Source organism: Nonomuraea sp. SYSU D8015, assembly GCF_008065375.1.
Taxonomy (GTDB): Bacteria; Actinomycetota; Actinomycetes; order Streptosporangiales; family Streptosporangiaceae; genus Nonomuraea.
In genome coordinates this window covers 751999-768364 of the sequence record NZ_VJYI01000003.1, presented here as the reverse complement: position 1 = coordinate 768364, position 16366 = coordinate 751999, and the positions used below count along the sequence as shown (strand labels likewise).

Below are 16366 nucleotides of genomic sequence, written 5' to 3'. Positions count from 1 at the left end.
TCGTGCTGGGGCGGGCGCGGTGGTGACGCCTGTGGCGCCCGGCTCGCCGCCTCCCTCGGAGGTCCGGCAAGGGAGCCGTGCTCCTGGGCCATGACCGGCCCGGGTCCCTCTGGGGGCGGCGCTGGCGGACGCGCTGGCCGTGGTCCCTCCGGGGTGGGCGGGAGAGCAGATGGAGCTGATCGAGTTGCCCCCTGGGGTCTAGACAGGCCGTTAACAAGAGGGTAACCATTGGGCTCATACGGTATGCAGTATGCGGAAGACAGTCGCCGGGAAAGGGTGGCACAATGTCGGAAACGATCTCTGGCGGTCATCTCGTAGCCAAGGCACTCAAGGCCGAAGGCGTGGACGTGATCTACACGCTCTGTGGCGGCCACATCATCGATATCTACGACGGCTGCGTCGATGAGGGCATCGAGGTCATCGACGTACGCCACGAACAGGTTGCCGCGCACGCCGCCGACGGCTACGCCCGCATCACCGGCAAGCCCGGCTGCGCGGTCGTCACCGCCGGACCCGGCACGACCGACGCGGTGACCGGCGTGGCGAACGCGTTCCGCGCGGAGAGCCCGATGCTGCTCATCGGCGGCCAGGGTGCGCTGAGCCAGCACAAGATGGGCTCACTCCAGGACCTGCCGCACGTGGACATGATGACCCCGATCACCAAGTTCGCCGCCACGGTGCCCAGCACCGAACGGGTGGCGGACATCGTGTCGATGGCCTTCCGCGAGTGCTACCACGGCGCTCCCGGCCCTTCGTTCCTGGAGATCCCGCGTGACGTGCTCGACGCGAAGGTCCCCATGGAGAAGGCGCGCATCCCCAAGGCCGGCCACTACCGGGCCTCCACCCGCCAGCAGGGCGACCCCGAGGCGATCGAGCGGCTGGCCGACCTCCTCGCCCACGCCGAGAAGCCGTGCATCCTGCTCGGCAGCCAGGTCTGGACCTGCCGGGCCACCGACGCGGCCATCGACTTCGTACGCGGGCTCAACGTGCCCGCGTACATGAACGGCTCGGGGCGCGGCACGCTCCCGCCCGGCGACCCGCACCACTTCCAGCTCAGCCGCCGCTACGCCTTCACCGAGGCCGACCTGATCATCATCGTCGGCACCCCGTTCGACTTCCGGATGGGCTACGGCAAGCGGCTCTCCCCGACGGCGACCGTGGTGCAGATCGACCTCGACTACCGCACCGTCGGCAAGAACAGGGACATCGACCTGGGGATCGTCGGCGACGCCGGCCTCATCCTCTCCGCCGCCGCCCAGGCCGCCAGCGGCCGCATCGGGGACGCCGCCGCCAAGCGCAAGGCGTGGATGGACGAGCTGCGCGCGGTCGAGACCCAGGCGTACGAGAAGCGGCTGCCCCGCCAGCTGTCCGGCGCCCAGCCCATCGACCCGTACCGCCTCGTCCACGAGATCAACGAGTTCCTCACCGAGGACACGATCTACATCGGCGACGGCGGCGACATCGTCACCTTCTCCGGACAGGTCGTCCAGCCCAAGTCGCCCGGTCACTGGATGGACCCGGGACCGCTCGGCACGCTCGGCGTCGGCGTGGCGTTCTCGATGGCCGCCAAGCAGGCCCGGCCCGACAAGGAGGTGCTGTGCCTGTTCGGCGACGGCGCCTTCAGCCTCACCGGCTGGGACTTCGAGACCATGGTCCGCTTCAACCTGCCGTTCATCGGCGTCATCGGCAACAACTCGTCCATGAACCAGATCAGGTACGGCCAGGCGGCCAAGTACGGCGAGCAGCGCGCCCGCGTCGGCAACACCCTCGGCGACGTCCGCTACGGCGACTTCGCCAAGCTCCTCGGCGGCTACGGCGAGGAGGTGCGCGACCCGGCCGAGATCCGCCCCGCGCTGGAGCGGGCGCGGGAGTCGGGCAAGCCCTCGCTGATCAACGTCTGGGTCGACCCAGAGGTTTACGCCCCCGGAACCATGAACCAGACGATGTACAAGTAGGGAGCCTCCGCGATGAAGGCACTCGAAGGTGTCCGCGTCCTCGACATGACCCACGTCCAGTCCGGCCCGTCCGCCACCCAGATGCTCGCCTGGCTCGGCGCGGACGTGGTCAAGCTGGAGGCCCCGACCGGTGACATCACCCGGCAGCAGCTGCGTGACGTGCCCGGCGTGGACAGCCTCTACTTCACGATGCTCAACTGCAACAAGCGCAGCATCACCCTCAACATGAAGAGCGAGCGCGGCAAGCAGATCTTCACCGAGCTGGTGCAGACCGCCGACATCCTGGTGGAGAACTTCGGCCCGGGCGCGGTGGACCGCATGGGCTTCCCCTGGGAGCGGCTCCAGGAGCTCAACCCCCGCCTCATCTACGCCTCGATCAAGGGCTTCGGCCCCGGCCGGTACGCCAAGTTCAAGGCGTACGAGGTGATCGCCCAGGCGATGGGCGGCTCGATGAGCACCACCGGCTTCGAGGAGGGCCCGCCGCTGGCGACGGGCGCCCAGATCGGCGACTCCGGCACCGGCATCCACGCGGTCGCCGGCATCCTGGCCGCCCTCTACCAGCGCGAGCAGACCGGCCGCGGGCAGCGGGTGCAGGTGGCCATGCAGCACGCCGTGCTGAACCTGTGCCGCGTCAAGCTCCGGGACCAGCAGCGCCTGGCGCACGGCCCGCTGCGCGAATACCCGAACAAGACCTTCGGCGACGAGGTGCCCCGCTCCGGCAACGCCAGCGGCGGCGGCCAGCCGGGCTGGGCGGTGCGCTGCGCGCCCGGCGGCCCGAACGACTACATCTACGTGATCGTCCAGCCGGTCGGCTGGAAGCCGATCGCGAACATCATCGGCCGCCCGGAGCTGGCCGAGGACCCCGAGTGGGCGACGCCGGAGGCGCGGCTGCCGAAGCTGGACAAGATGTTCCAGCTCATCGAGGAGTGGACGATCCGCCACGACAAGTGGACGGTCCTGGACCGGCTCAACGCCGAGAACATCCCGTGCGGGCCGATCCTGTCCACCAAGGAGCTGGTGGAGGACGAGTCGCTGCGCGACGAGGGCATCGTCGTCACGGTCGACCACCCGGAGCGCGGTGAGTTCGTGACGGTCGGCAGCCCCCTGCAACTGTCGGACTCGCCGGTCGAGGTCCGCACCCCGCCCCTGCTCGGCGAGCACAACGAAGAGATCTACACCGAGCTCGGCGTGAGCGTGGAGGAGCTGGCCGAGCTCAAGACGAACGGAGTCATCTAAGTGCCGGAGCAGCGAGTAGGGCGCGACAGCGGCAGCTTGCGTAACCAGGGAGTGCCCGTAGGGAGCGCGACCATGAACACAGTCAGGGAAGTACTGGACAAGGCGCTCGCCGAGGGACGCACCGCCCTGACGGCTCCGGAGGGGCGCAAGATCTGCGAGGCGTACGGCATCGCCACCCCCGGCGAAGGGCTGGCGACGTCGGCCGACGAGGCGGCGGAGATCGCCGGCAAGATCGGGCTCCCGGTCGTCCTGAAGATCGTCTCGCCGGACATCCTGCACAAGACCGACGCCGGCGGCGTGCTGGTCGGACTGAAGACCGCCGAGGAGGTGCGGGAGGGCTATGACACGATCCTGGCCAACGCCCGCGCCTACAACCCCGATGCCAAGATCGACGGCATCCAGGTGCAGCAGCTGGTCGGCGGCGGCCACGAGGTCATCGTCGGCGCCGTCACCGACCCGACCTTCGGCAAGGTCGTGGCCTTCGGCCTGGGCGGCGTCCTGGTCGAAGTCCTCAAGGACGTGACCTTCCGGCTTGCCCCGGTTTCAGGTGATGATGCGCTTGCGATGCTCGACGACATCAGAGCAGCAGAGGTGCTCCGCGGCGCCCGCGGTGCCGCACCGGCCGACCGGGCGGCGCTCGCGGGCCTGATCGAGCGCGTCGGCAGGCTGGTGACCGACTTCCCCGAGATCGTCGAGGTGGACCTCAACCCGGTCTTCGCCGACGCGAACGGCGCGGTCGCCGCCGACGTGCGCATCCTCATCGGCGACAAGCCGGCCGAGGTCCAGAGGCTGTCGCGCGAGGAGATCCTGCGGCAGATGACGCGGATCTTCAAGCCGCGCTCGGTGGCCGTGATCGGCGCCTCCGCCGAGACCGGCAAGATCGGCAACTCGGTCATGCGCAACCTCATCAACGGCGGCTACAAGGGCCAGATCCTCCCGATCAACCCGAAGGCCGACGAGATCATGGGGCTGCCCGCGTACAAGAGCATCTCCGACGTGCCCGGCGACGTGGACGTGGCCGTGTTCGCCATTCCCGCCAAGTTCGTCGCGGCGGCGCTGGAGGAGGTCGGGCAGAAGGGCGTGGCCGGGGCCGTCATGATCCCGTCCGGGTTCGCGGAGACCGGCAACGTCGAGGGCCAGAAGGAGATCGTGGAGATCGCCCGCAGGCACGGCGTGCGCATGCTCGGCCCGAACATCTACGGCTACTACTACACGCCGGAGAACCTCTGCGCGACGTTCTGCACGCCGTACGACGTCAAGGGCAGCGTGGCGCTGACCTCGCAGAGCGGCGGCATCGGCATGGCCATCCTGGGCTTCAGCCGCACGACCAAGATGGGCGTGTCGGCCATCGTGGGCGTCGGCAACAAGGCCGACGTGGACGAGGACGACCTGCTGACGTTCTTCGAGCAGGACGACAACACCAAGGCCGTGGCCATGCACCTGGAGGACCTCAAGGACGGGCGCGGCTTCGTCGAGGCGGCCCGCCGGGTCGTCAAGGAGAAGCCGGTCATCGTGCTCAAGGCCGGACGCACCGCGATGGGCGCGCGGGCGGCCGGATCCCACACGGGCGCGCTGGCCGGCGACGACAAGGTGTATGACGACATCCTGCGCCAGGCCGGCGTGGTGCGGGCGCCCGGGCTCAACGACATGCTCGAGTACGCTCGCGCGCTGCCGCTGCTGCCCGCGCCGAAGGGCGAGAACGTCGTCATCATCACCGGGGCGGGCGGCTCGGGCGTGCTGCTGTCGGACGCCATCGTGGACGCCGGGCTGACGCTCATGGACATCCCGCCCGACCTGGACGCCGCGTTCCGCGCCTACATCCCGCCGTTCGGCGCGGCCGGCAACCCGATCGACATCACCGGCGGCGAGCCGCCCTCGACGTACGAGAACACGGTCCGCCTGGGCCTGGCCGACGAGCGCATCCACGCGCTGGTCCTGGGCTACTGGCACACGATCGTGACGCCGCCGATGGTCTTCGCCGAGTTGATCGCCCGTGTGGTGGCGGAGGAGCGGGCGAAGGGGAACGTCAAGCCGGTCGTGGCGTCGCTGGCCGGCGACACCGAGGTAGAGGAGGCCTGCGAGTACCTGTTCGAGCACGGCGTGGTCGCGTACCCGTACACGACAGAGAAGCCCGTGGCGGTCCTCGGTGCGAAGTACCGCTGGGCCAGGGCTGCCGGATTGCTGCGCTAGAGCCAGGCGCGGAGCGAAGGAGCTCGGGGTGAGAGAGCGAGGGACGAGCCAACGAGCCCCGAAGCGGTCGCGACCATAAGCACAGCATCTAGGCGAGGGGGCTATTCGGGGCAGCGCAACGAGGAAGGCAACAAACCCCCCCAGGAGGTCCGTAGGTGGACACATCGAACACACCACCGGCGACGGCCACGCCGCCGGTCGAGGATCAACGAGTATGGAAAGCGGGCCGGCTCGAGCCGATGCCCATCAGGAAGCTGCCGGACGCACCTCCCTCGGTGCACATTCTCGGGCCGACGGTCTTCCTCGTCGCGCTGGGCGTGGGCATGGGCGAGTCGTACATGTGGCCCAGGCTGGTGCTGCTGTTCGGGCCCGAGATCAGGTGGCTGTTCCTGATCGGCGTCACGCTCCAGGCCGTGGTCATGCTGGAGATGGCGCGGTACGCCATGGCCACGGGGGAGAGCATCTTCTCCGGCGCGGCCCGGGTGTTCAAGCCGCTGATGTGGTTCTTCTTCATCGTCGCGATCGCGGTCTACATCTGGCCGGGACACCTGTCGGCGGGCGCGGCGGCGTTCGAGGAGATCACCGGCATCCCCTGGGTGGTGACCGCCGTCATCGGCCTGATCCTGGTCGGCGTGGTCTTCAGCCTGGCCAAGGTGATCTACAACGTGCTCGAGAACGTGCTGTCGCTGCTCATCGGCACGCTCGTGCTCGGCACGGCGGTGGTGGCCGCCATGGTCGGCTCCTGGGGCGACGTGGCCACCACGATCACCGGGATGTTCTCGATCGGCTACCTGCCGCCGGAGGCCATGTCGGCCGCCTGGTTCCCGGTGATCGTGGGGGCCTGCGCGTTCGCCGGCCCTTCGGGCATGCAGCAGATGTGGTACACGCTGCACCTGCGTGACTCCGGGGCGGGCATGGGCGCGCACATCCCGAAGGTGCGCGGGCTGCGGCACGCGGGCGAGGAAGAGGCCATGCCCTCGCGCGGCTTCATGTTCGACACCGAGGACCCGGCGGAGATGGCCAAGTGGAAGGGCTGGCGGCGCTGGGTCACGTTCGACGCGTTGCTGCTGTTCTGGGGCATCACCATGCTGGTCACGATCTCCTTCACGGTGATCGCCCAGTCGGCGGTGCGGATCGACCCGGGCGTGCGCGAGGTCATCCGGGGCGACGACCGGGAGGTGGCGCTCACCGCCATGGCCAACGCCGTCTCCTCGGCCGGCAGCTCCGTGCTCGGCACGATCTTCCTCGGGTTCATCGCGCTGATCGGCCTGAACGCGACGCTGGGGCTCTTCGACTCCTTCTCGCGGGGCCAAGCCGACATGACCTACAACTTCGTGCCAGGGGCGAAGAAGCTGCGTATGTCCCATCTGTACGCGGGCTTCCTCTGGGGCGTGATCATATTCGGCATCCTGATCCTGCTGTTCGGGCCGGCTGAGGGGCCGAGCGGGATCCTGGACACGCTGGCGTTCCTGTCGACGTTCGCGATGGGCGCGTACTGCGTGACGCTGCTGTTGGTGAACAACCGCATGCTGCCCAAACCGATCCGGCCCAAGTGGTGGACCAACGTGATCATCGGGTTCGGCGCGGTGTTCTACCTCGGGATGCTGTTCTACAGCCTCTTCGCCTACGGCGTGGTCGTGGGCTGATGGAGGGACGGCACAGCATCGAGCTCGCCCTGCCCGGGGCGTCCATCGGAGCCGTCGCCGGTGCCATGGCCGGTGGGCTGACCCTGTTCGCGGGGGCGCCCACCGGTGTGGCCGCCGTGTCCGCGCTGGCGCTCGCCGCACCGCTCGCCCTGTTCGGCGGGTTGTACGGCGTGCTGCTCGGACACGGCGTGCTCCGGCCGGGGACCTTCGGGCCCGCGGGACTGTACTGGATGGCGGCCTTCCCCCTGTCCCGGCTGCTCCAGGAGAGCGTGGCCGGGGTCGGCGGCATGGCCGACGGTTTGCTCCCCTTCGTGGCCTACCAGGCCATGGTGGCCCTCGGGTTCGCCATCGGCTTCGTCTGGATGCACGAACGCCTCATGCCGTACTGGCTGCTGCGCCGCGCGGGCGCCAACCCGCGTGCCAAGGCGCTGCTCGGCTCGTACGTCCGGTACGCCGAGGCACTGCGCGCGAGGAAGGGAGCACGGCGTTGAACCTGCCCGTCTGGGTCTGGCTGGCGACGATAGGCGGCTTCGGTCTCATCCTCGCGTTCGACTTCTGGATGGTGGCGCGCAACCCGCGTGAGCCGTCCTTCAAGGAGTGCGTGGGCTGGGTTTCCTTCTACGTCGGCCTGGCCGTGGCCTTCGGGATCGGCCTGCTGGTGGCCTCGGGCCCGTCGCACGGCGGGGAGTTCTTCGCCGGCTGGATCACCGAGTACTCGCTCAGCGTCGACAACCTCTTCGTCTTCCTGCTGATCATGAGCAGGTTCCGCGTGCCCCGGGAGTATCGCCAGAAGGTGCTGCTCATCGGCATCGTCCTGGCGCTGGTCATGCGGGGCGCGTTCATCGCGGCGGGAGCGGAGGCGGTCGCCAGGTTCGACTGGCTGTTCTACGTGTTCGGCGCCTTCCTCGTCTACACCGCGTGGAAGCTGATCGGGCACGAGGACGAGGAGGCGGAGTTCTCCGAGAACATCGCCCTGCGTACCGTGCGCCGGGTGCTCCCCACCACGGACACCTACCACGGCGCCCGCCTCACCGTGCACCTCGGCCGCAGGATGGTGACCCCGATGCTGATCGTGATGGTCGCCATCGGAACCACCGACCTGTTGTTCGCGCTCGACTCCATCCCGGCCATCTTCGGCCTCACCAAGGAGCCCTACCTGGTGTTCACCGCCAACGCCTTCGCCCTCATGGGGCTGCGGCAGCTCTTCTTCCTCATCGGCGGGCTGTTGGACCGGCTCGTCTATCTGAGCAAGGGGCTGTCGGTGGTGCTCGCCTTCATCGGGGTGAAGCTCATCCTGGAGGCCCTGCACCACGACGGCGTGTCGTGGGCGCCGGAGATCCCGATCCTGGTGTCTCTCGGTGTCATCGTCGGCACCCTGGCCGTCACCACGGTGCTGAGCCTGATGAAGTCGGCTCGGGAGGCCAAGAAGGCGAAGGAGCCAGAGCCGGCGGATCGCTGACCACGCCGCGGTGGGGGGTGAACTCCTCTGCCGCGGCTCAGTGGTGCCTCAGTGCTTCGGGGTCTTCTTCACGTCGTGCTCCGCGGCCCACAGCCGCAGGTAGCGCTCGGCGTCGTCGGCCGAGTAGTGCTTCTTGAGCGCCGCGCTCAGGCCGGCGCCGATCGCCCGGCCGTCCGCCGACTGGCCCGCGGGATCACCCAAGAGAAAGCGAATGAACGCCTTCATGGTCATGCACCTCCCATCGTCAGGCTCCATCCTCTACCCGAGGTGTTTCGGAGCATGTCGTCCACTGTGAACGTCAGGTCAATCCGCCGTCATCCCGCCGTGCGGCGGCGCCGGCGCACCGGCTTCGGCGCGGGCTCGGCGGGCTCGTTCTCGCGCTGCTCCATGTAGGAGGCGCGGGTGTGCTCGGTGTGCTCGCGCATGATCTTCGCGGCGCGGTCCTCGTCGCCCGCGTCGATGGCGTCGATGAGCGCTTTGTGCTCGTCCCACGAGGCCATGCCGCGCTGGCGGGCCACCGGCGTGTGGTACCACCGCACCCGCCTGGCCACCTGGCTGGCCAGCTCGGCCAGCACCTTGTTGCCGGACAGGGCCGTCACCAGGGCGTGCAGCTCGGAGTTGGTCGCCACGGCGGCCTCGACGTCGTCGGACTCGACCGCCGCGATGCCGCGCGCGCACAGCGCGCGCAGCCGCTTCACGCCGTCCTCGCCCGCGTGCTTGGCGGCCAGCCGCGCGGACTCGGTCTCCAGCAGCGCGCGCACGGCGAGCAGCTGGTCGGCCTCCTCTACCGTGGGTACGTGCACGAACGCGCCCTGGCCGGGGTGCAGGTCGACCCAGCCCTCACCGCTGAGCTGCTGCAGAGCCTCGCGCACCGGCTGCCTGGAGACGCCGAGGAGATCGGCCAGCTCGCTCTCGACCAGGTGCTGGCCGGGCTTGAGCTGGCCGGAGACGATGAGTTCCTGGATGGCCTCGATGACGCTCTCCCGGAGCGTGGCGGGGCGGGGAATCTTGGTGGCCGCCGCCTGACCGGCCTGATCCGACAGCAACATGGTCACGACTCCAGGGGCTGCGTTAGTGTTTTTCGTCGACTGCCTACAGCATACCGTTTGCTTGATTGACCCGGCTCGTGAACCTCGTCACAAGGGAATGGTCACGGGCAGGCCCGGGATGCGCAGGCGGGGCGAGGCCAGGGCCGGGACGGCGGCCAGTGCGGCGGCGGCCAGGAGGGCGGCCGTGGGGGCGGTGAGGGCGATCAGCGCCAGGACGACGGCGACGACGCCGGCGAGGGCCTTGGCGCTGTAGACGACGGCGTGGATCTCGCCGGCCCGCTCGACCCCGAAGAACTCGCGGACGAGGCTGGCGAGGAGCGGGTAGAAGGCCCCGCCGCCCAGACCCGCGGCGACGACGCCCAGCCACAGCAGCGTCCCGCCACCGGCCATGCCGCTCGCCGCCAGCAGGAACTGGCCCAGTGCGAGCGCGCCCAGGACCACGGCGAGGACCCTCCGGCGGCCGAACAGCTCGGAGGCGCGCATGGCCACCGACCGGCTCGCCCCGTTCAACGCCACCAGCACGGCGACCGCGGCCCACGACCCCGAGGCCCCCACCACGATCACGTCGAACACCGACACCGCGCCCGCGCACGTCAGGATCAGGGCAAGCGCCGGCAGCGTCCGCGTGCGCAACGCCTGGGGCAGCCCGAACTGCTTGGCGGCGTCGGGGGTGACGCGGAGGCGCGCCGCGTCCAGGGCGTGCGAGCGCGGGTCCACGTCGTCGGGCCACCACAGCGCCGGGGCGAGCCGCAGGCGGCGGGCCGCGGCCCCGATGGCGGTCACCGCGACGACGGCGGCGACCAGGAAGGCGGCCGGGGTCGCACCCGGGGCGATCCCCGCCCACACCAGCAGCGGGACGGCCCCGTAGCCGAAGGCGCCGGTGATCAGGCCCACCCGGGCCGCCGGCCGATCCGGGAACCAGGAGGAGACGACCTCGCCGCACACTCCGTAGACCAGCCCCGCGCCCAGCCCGCCGAGCAGCGCGTAGCCGACGAAGGCCACCAGGCCGCCGCCCACGGGCCCTGGGCCGGTCAGCGCGGCCGTGAAGATCCCTGGGCCGGTCGGTGCGGCCGTGAACATCCCCGGGCCGGTCAGTGCGGCCGTGAACAGCCCGGCCCCGCTGAGCGCCGCCCCGGCGGACAGCGCGGTGCGCACGCTCAGGCGGCCACGCCGCACGAGGTGAAGAGCGGGCAGCGCGCCCGCGGCCTGGCCGGCGATCCACACCGCCAAGAGGGTCAGCCCGGTGGACTCGCGGGCGAGGAGCGCGGCGTAGCCGTACTGGAGCGGGCTGATCGCCGCCATGGCGGCCCAGGCCAGCCAGAACATGCGGGTGCGGTCGGCGGGGACGGGTCCAGGGAGGTAGGAGCGCCCACGCCAGTCCCTAATTGCATTCTCCATACTGTATGGAATATCCAGAATACGAGGCACTGTCGAGACCTAGACGGAGGATACTCCATACGGTATACCGTAGACAAAGGAGGCTCGAATGGACCTGTACGAGTACCAGGCGAAGGAGCTCTTCGGGCGTCACGGGATCCCCGTCCCGGCAGGCAAGGTCGCGGCCACCCCGGCCGAGGCCCGCGAGATCGCCGCCGAGCTGAACGCGCCCGTTGTCATCAAAGCCCAGGTGAAGACCGGCGGACGGGGCAAAGCAGGCGGGATCCGACCGGCGGCCGGGCCGGTCTCGGCCGAGCAGGAGGCCGCCCGCGTGCTCGGGATGGACATCAAGGGACACCTCGCGCGCCGCGTGCTGGTCGAGGCCGCGACCGTGCCGTTCGAGGAGTACTACGCGGCCTTCCTGGTGGACCGCGCCGAGGGCGGCTTCCTGGCGATGGTGTCGGGACAGGGCGGCATGGAGATCGAGGAGCTGGCGGCCACCGACCCCGACGCCATCGTGAAACTGCCGATCGACCCGGTGACCGGGGTGGACGCGGACACCGCGCGGCTGCTGGCGGCCAAGGCGGGCCTGCCCGAGCAGGCGGCCGACGCGCTGGAGCGGCTGTGGAAGGTGCTGGTCGCCGAGGACGCGCTGCTGGTCGAGGTCAACCCGCTGATCTGCACGACCGACCAGCGGATCGTGGCGCTCGACGGCAAGGTCACCCTCGACGACAACGCGTACTTCCGGCACGCGTGGGAGTACGCCGAACGTACCGACAGCCTGGAGGACCGGGCCAGGGCCAAGGGGCTGAACTACGTCAAGCTCGACGGCACCGTCGGGATCATCGGCAACGGCGCGGGCCTGGTCATGAGCACGCTGGACGTGGTGGCGGGGGCGGGCGCGGCCCCCGCCAATTTCCTGGACATCGGCGGCGGCGCGTCCGCCCAGGTCATGGCCGACGGGCTGGAGATCATCCTGGCCGACCCCGACGTACGGTCGGTTCTGGTCAACGTCTTCGGCGGCATCACGGCCTGCGACGCGGTGGCCAACGGCATCGTCACCGCGCTCCAGCTTCTCGGCGAGCGCGGCCACGGCCGGCCCATCGTCGTACGGCTGGACGGCAACAACGCCGAGGTGGGCCGGCGCATCCTCAGCGAGGCGCGGCACCCGGCGGTCCGGCAGGTCTCCACCATGGACGGCGCCGCCGAGACGGCGGCCAGACTCGCGGCAGGTGCGTGAGATGGCGATCTTTCTGACCAAGGACAGCCGGGTGCTCGTGCAGGGCATGACCGGCGCGGAGGGCACCAGGCACACGGCCCGCATGCTGGCCGCCGGCACCGACGTCGTGGCCGGTGTGACGCCGGGCAAGGGCGGGCGGTCGGTGGACTTCGGCGAGCGCACGGTGCCGGTGTTCGGCTCCGTGGCCGAGGCGGTGGCCGAGACCGGGGCGGACGTGTCGGTGGTGTTCGTGCCGCCGCGGTTCACCGGCGGCGCCGTGGAGGAGGCCGTGGCGGCGGGCGTGCCGCTGTGCGTGGTGATCACCGAGGGCGTGCCCGTGCACGACGCGGTGCGCTTCCGGGCCCTCGCGAACGGACGTACCAGGATCATCGGCCCCAACTGCCCGGGCCTGATCAGCCCCGGGCAGTCGTCGGCCGGGATCATCCCCGCCGACATCACCTCCGCCGGGCGCATCGGCCTGGTCTCGAAGTCCGGCACGCTGACGTACCAGCTCATGTACGAGCTGCGCGACCTCGGCTTCTCCACCTGCGTGGGCATCGGCGGCGACCCGGTGGTCGGCACCACGCACATCGACTGCCTGAAGGCGTTCCAGGAGGACCCGGGCACCGACGCCATCGTCATGATCGGCGAGATCGGCGGCGACGCCGAGGAGCGGGCCGCCGCCTACATCGCCGAGCACGTCACCAAGCCGGTCGTGGCGTACGTGGCCGGGTTCACCGCCCCTGAGGGCAAGACGATGGGGCACGCGGGCGCGATCGTGTCGGGCTCGTCCGGCACCGCCCAGGCGAAGAAGGAGGCCCTGGAGGCGGTCGGCGTGCGGGTCGGCAAGACCCCGTCGGAGACCGCCCGGTTGATGCGGGGGTTGTTGTGAGGTTCGACGTCAATCTGTCCATCCTCTTCACGGACCTGCCGCTGCTGGAGCGGCCGGCCGCGGCGGCCAAGAACGGGTTCGACGCCGTCGAGCTGTGGTGGCCGTTCGACACCCCCGACCCGACCGGCGCGGAGCTCGCGGCGCTGCGGCAGGCCGTCGAGGAGGCCGGGGTGCGGCTCGTCGGGCTGAACTTCGACGCCGGCGACATGGCCGCCGGCGAGCGCGGCCTGCTGGCCAGGCCGGACGGCTCGGCCCGCTTCCAGGCCAACATCGAGCCCGCGGTCCGCCTGGCGGGCGAGCTGGGCTGCGGGGTGCTCAACGCCCTGTACGGCAATGGCCCGGACACCGATCGCGACCTGGCCGTGGCCAACCTGCGGAGGGCGGCCGACGCCGCGGCCGGCATCGGCGCGACCGTGGTGGTGGAGGCGCTCAACTCCCACGAGAACCCGAAATATCCGATCACGTCGTCAGAGGCGGCGTTCGCCATGATCGACGAGGTGGACAGGGAGAACGTGGCCTTCCTGGCCGACCTCTATCACCTGCACCGGATGGGCGAGGACGTGCTCGCGCTCATCGACGGGCACTGCCCGCGCTTCGGCCACGTGCAGATCGCCGACGACCCCGGCAGGGGACGGCCGGGGAGCGGCCGCATGCCGTACCCCGAGATCTTCGCGCGGCTGGAGGCCGCGGGCTACCGGGGCCACGTCGGCCTGGAATACCGGCATGAGGGGCCGGGCGCGTTCGACTGGAGGTCGGCATGAAGATCGGGTTCGTCGGCTTGGGGATCATGGGTAGCCCGATGGCGGCCAACCTCCTCAAGGCCGGACATGTCGTGACTGGATATGACGTGAGCTCGGCGCGGGTGGACCAGCTCGCCGACCTCGGCGGCAAGGGCGCCTCCAGCGTGGTGGAGGCGGTCGCCGGGGCGGACGTGGTGATCACGATGCTGCCCGACTCGCCGCAGGTCGAGGAGGTCGCGCCGCTGGTCATCGAGTACGGCAGGCCCAACCTCCTCTACATCGACATGAGCACCATCAAGCCCGAGACCTCCCGCTGGGTGGCGGAGAAAGCGGCGGCCGTCGGCGTACGGGCGCTGGACGCCCCGGTCAGCGGCGGCGAACGCGGCGCCGTGGACGGCACACTCTCGATCATGGTGGGCGGCGCGCCCGAGGACGTCGAGGCGGCCCGCCCGATCCTGTCGGCGCTCGGCACGACCGTGGTCCACGTCGGCCCCGCCGGGGCCGGGCAGACCGTCAAGGCGGCCAACCAGCTCGTCGTCGGCGGCATCTACGGGCTGGTGTCGGAGGCCATCGTGCTGCTGGAGGCCTCCGGCGTGGACCCGGCGGCCGGGCTCGACGTGCTCGCGGGCGGCCTGGCCGGCTCCCGGATCCTGGAGCTCAAGCGGCACACCATGGTCAAGCGCGAGTTCACCCCGGGCTTCCGTATCGACCTGCACCACAAGGACATGGGCATCGCCGTCGCCGCCGCCCGAGCGGCCGGGGTCAGCCTGCCGCTCACCGGGCAGGTCGCCCAGCTCGTGGCCGCGGCCAGGGCGCAGGGCCACGGCTCGCTCGACCACTCCGCCCTGCTCAAGGTCGTCGAAAGGCTCAACGGATGAAACGGATGCCCTGTATGGAGGCCGTGGTCGCGGTGCTGGAGTCGGAGGGGGTGGACACCGTCTTCGGCATCCCCGGGGCGGCCATCCTGCCGCTCTACGCCGCGCTCCAGCACAGCTCGATCCGGCACGTCACGGTACGCCACGAGGAGGGCGGCACCCACGCCGCCGACGGCTGGGCCAGGGTCACGGGGAACGTCGGCGTCTGCATCGGCACGTCGGGACCGGCCGGCACCAACATGATCACCGGCCTCTACACCGCCCTGGCCGACTCGATCCCGATGATCTGCGTCACCGGCCAGGCCGTCAGCTCCAAGCTGCACCAGGAGGCGTTCCAGGCGGTCGACATCGTGGAGATCGCCCGGCCGGTGACCAAGTGGGCGGTGCAGCTCAAGGAGCCCGCCCAGGCGCCGTGGGTGTTCAGGGAGGCGTTCAGGATCGCGCGCTCCGGGCGGCCCGGGCCCGTGCTCATCGACCTGCCGATCGACGTGCAGCGCGGCACCTGCCTGTACGACCGGGACCTCGACGCGCCGCTGCCCGTCGAGGAGCCGAGGCCGCTGCCCAAGGCGATCCGCAGGGCCGTGGACCTGGTGGAGGAGGCCAGACGGCCGCTCATCCTGGCCGGCGGCGGCGTGATCATCGCTGACGCGGCCGAGGAGCTGCGCGCGCTGGCCGAGCACCTCCAGGTGCCGGTGCAGGTGACGCTCATGGGCAAGGGCGCCTTCCCCGAGGACCACCCGCTGTTCGCCGGCATGGCGGGCATCCAGACGCAGACGCGGTGGGGCAACGCCGCGTTCCTGGAGAGCGACCTGGTGCTGGCCGTGGGGGCGCGGTTCGGCGACCGGCACACCGGCGACCTCGAGGTCTACCGCCGCGGCCGGAAGTTCGTCCACGTGGACATCGAGCCCACGCAGATCGGCAAGGTCTTCGAGCCCGACCTCGGGATCGTCGGGCATGCCCGGCCGGTCCTCGCGGAGCTGCTGGAGGAGGCCCGCGGCCGCACCTCTTCCAAAGACCGTGACAAGTGGGTGCGCAAGGTCGCCGACCTGCGGCGGACGATGCTCCGGCGCGACGACTTCGACGACGTGCCGATCAAGCCGCCACGGGTGTTCAAGGAGATCAACGAGTTCTTCGACCGGGACACCACGTTCGTCACCGCGATCGGGCTCTACCAGATCTGGTCGGGCCAGTTCCAGACCACGTACCTGCCGCGCCGCTACCTTGTCTGCGGCCAGGCCGGGCCGCTGGGCTGGGAGGTGCCGGCCGCCATGGGCGTCAAGTGCGCCCATCCCGAGCGGCAGGTCGTGGCCGTGGTGGGCGACTACTCCTTCCAGTTCCTCATGGAGGAGGTCGCGGTGGCGGCCCAATACCGCATCCCCTTCGTCATCGTCATGATCAACAACGAGTACCTGGGCCTCATCAGGCAGGCCGAGATCCCGTACGGCATGAACTACGCCGTGGACCTGCACTACGGGGAGGGCGGCATCGACCATGTCAAGGCCATGGAGGCGTTCGGCTGCCCGGCCCGCCGGGTGGAGCTGCCCGGCGACATCCGCGACGCGCTGGCCTGGGCGTCGGCCGAGGCGGCGCGCGAGCGGCTGCCGGTCCTGGTGGAGGTGATGGTGGAGCGCGAGGCCAACGCCGCCATGGGCCCCTCACTGGAAGCGATCAAGGAGTTCGAGCCGCTGCCCGAGCTCATCACCGCCGACTGGTCCGACTGAAGGAGGA

The 16366-nt window shown here is 70.4% G+C and carries 14 protein-coding genes; 11 read left to right on the top strand and 3 right to left on the bottom strand.

The features are described from left to right. Positions 1–284: 284 nt before the first annotated feature. The 6 genes from ID574_RS18860 to ID574_RS18835 all read left to right on the top strand — a co-directional run bounded on the left by ID574_RS18860 (position 285) and on the right by ID574_RS18835 (position 8486). Entirely contained in the window at positions 285–1955 is a 1671-nt protein-coding gene (locus ID574_RS18860; RefSeq protein ID WP_188190177.1) for a thiamine pyrophosphate-binding protein, read from the top strand. Between the two features lie 12 nt (positions 1956–1967). Continuing rightward, entirely contained in the window at positions 1968–3191 is a 1224-nt protein-coding gene (gene frc / locus ID574_RS18855; protein ID WP_188190176.1) for a formyl-CoA transferase, read from the top strand. Between the two features lie 72 nt (positions 3192–3263). Beyond that, entirely contained in the window at positions 3264–5381 is a 2118-nt protein-coding gene (locus ID574_RS18850) for an acetate--CoA ligase family protein (RefSeq protein ID WP_188190175.1), read from the top strand. Between the two features lie 155 nt (positions 5382–5536). Continuing rightward, entirely contained in the window at positions 5537–7027 is a 1491-nt protein-coding gene (locus ID574_RS18845; protein WP_223166835.1) for an Nramp family divalent metal transporter, read from the top strand. Next, the gene (locus ID574_RS18840; RefSeq protein ID WP_188190174.1) at positions 7027–7518 is read left to right on the top strand and encodes a hypothetical protein; all 492 of its coding nucleotides are present in this window, start codon (positions 7027–7029) and stop codon (positions 7516–7518) included. Before ID574_RS18845 ends, ID574_RS18840 begins: the two co-directional genes overlap by 1 nt. Next, positions 7515–8486, top strand: a complete 972-nt coding sequence (locus ID574_RS18835; RefSeq protein WP_188190173.1) for a TerC family protein — start codon at positions 7515–7517, stop codon at positions 8484–8486. Before ID574_RS18840 ends, ID574_RS18835 begins: the two co-directional genes overlap by 4 nt. A 48-nt stretch (positions 8487–8534) precedes the next feature. Here the strand turns inward: ID574_RS18835 and ID574_RS18830 are convergent, their stop codons facing one another. From ID574_RS18830 to ID574_RS18820, 3 genes are all read right to left on the bottom strand, one after another. Then, positions 8535–8711, bottom strand: coding sequence for a hypothetical protein (locus ID574_RS18830; RefSeq protein WP_188190172.1), 177 nt, complete (start codon positions 8709–8711; stop codon positions 8535–8537). Between the two features lie 89 nt (positions 8712–8800). Continuing rightward, complete coding sequence (locus ID574_RS18825) at positions 8801–9535, bottom strand: GntR family transcriptional regulator (protein ID WP_188190171.1); 735 nt, start codon at positions 9533–9535, stop codon at positions 8801–8803. Between the two features lie 87 nt (positions 9536–9622). After that, entirely contained in the window at positions 9623–10933 is a 1311-nt protein-coding gene (locus ID574_RS18820) for an MFS transporter (RefSeq protein ID WP_188190170.1), read from the bottom strand. Positions 10934–11021: 88 nt separating this feature from the next. On the opposite strand from ID574_RS18820, the gene sucC reads away from it, so the two are divergent. From sucC to gcl, 5 genes are read left to right on the top strand one after another with little or no spacing between them, the layout of a single operon-like run. After that, positions 11022–12152 (top strand): ADP-forming succinate--CoA ligase subunit beta, encoded by a 1131-nt coding sequence (sucC, locus tag ID574_RS18815; RefSeq protein WP_188190169.1) that lies wholly within the window; start codon positions 11022–11024, stop codon positions 12150–12152. Position 12153: 1 nt separating this feature from the next. Further along, on the top strand, positions 12154–13023 hold the full coding sequence (sucD, locus tag ID574_RS18810; protein ID WP_188190168.1) for a succinate--CoA ligase subunit alpha: 870 nt from the start codon (positions 12154–12156) through the stop codon (positions 13021–13023). Then, positions 13020–13784 carry a hydroxypyruvate isomerase family protein gene (locus ID574_RS18805; RefSeq protein ID WP_188190167.1) on the top strand — a complete coding sequence of 255 codons (765 nt, stop codon included), beginning with the start codon at positions 13020–13022 and terminating at the stop codon, positions 13782–13784. The genes sucD and ID574_RS18805 overlap by 4 nt, the downstream gene beginning before the upstream one ends. Beyond that, the gene (locus ID574_RS18800; protein ID WP_188190166.1) at positions 13781–14641 is read left to right on the top strand and encodes a 2-hydroxy-3-oxopropionate reductase; all 861 of its coding nucleotides are present in this window, start codon (positions 13781–13783) and stop codon (positions 14639–14641) included. Before ID574_RS18805 ends, ID574_RS18800 begins: the two co-directional genes overlap by 4 nt. After that, positions 14638–16359 carry a glyoxylate carboligase gene (gene gcl / locus ID574_RS18795; protein WP_188190165.1) on the top strand — a complete coding sequence of 574 codons (1722 nt, stop codon included), beginning with the start codon at positions 14638–14640 and terminating at the stop codon, positions 16357–16359. The genes ID574_RS18800 and gcl overlap by 4 nt, the downstream gene beginning before the upstream one ends. Positions 16360–16366: the final 7 nt, after the last annotated feature.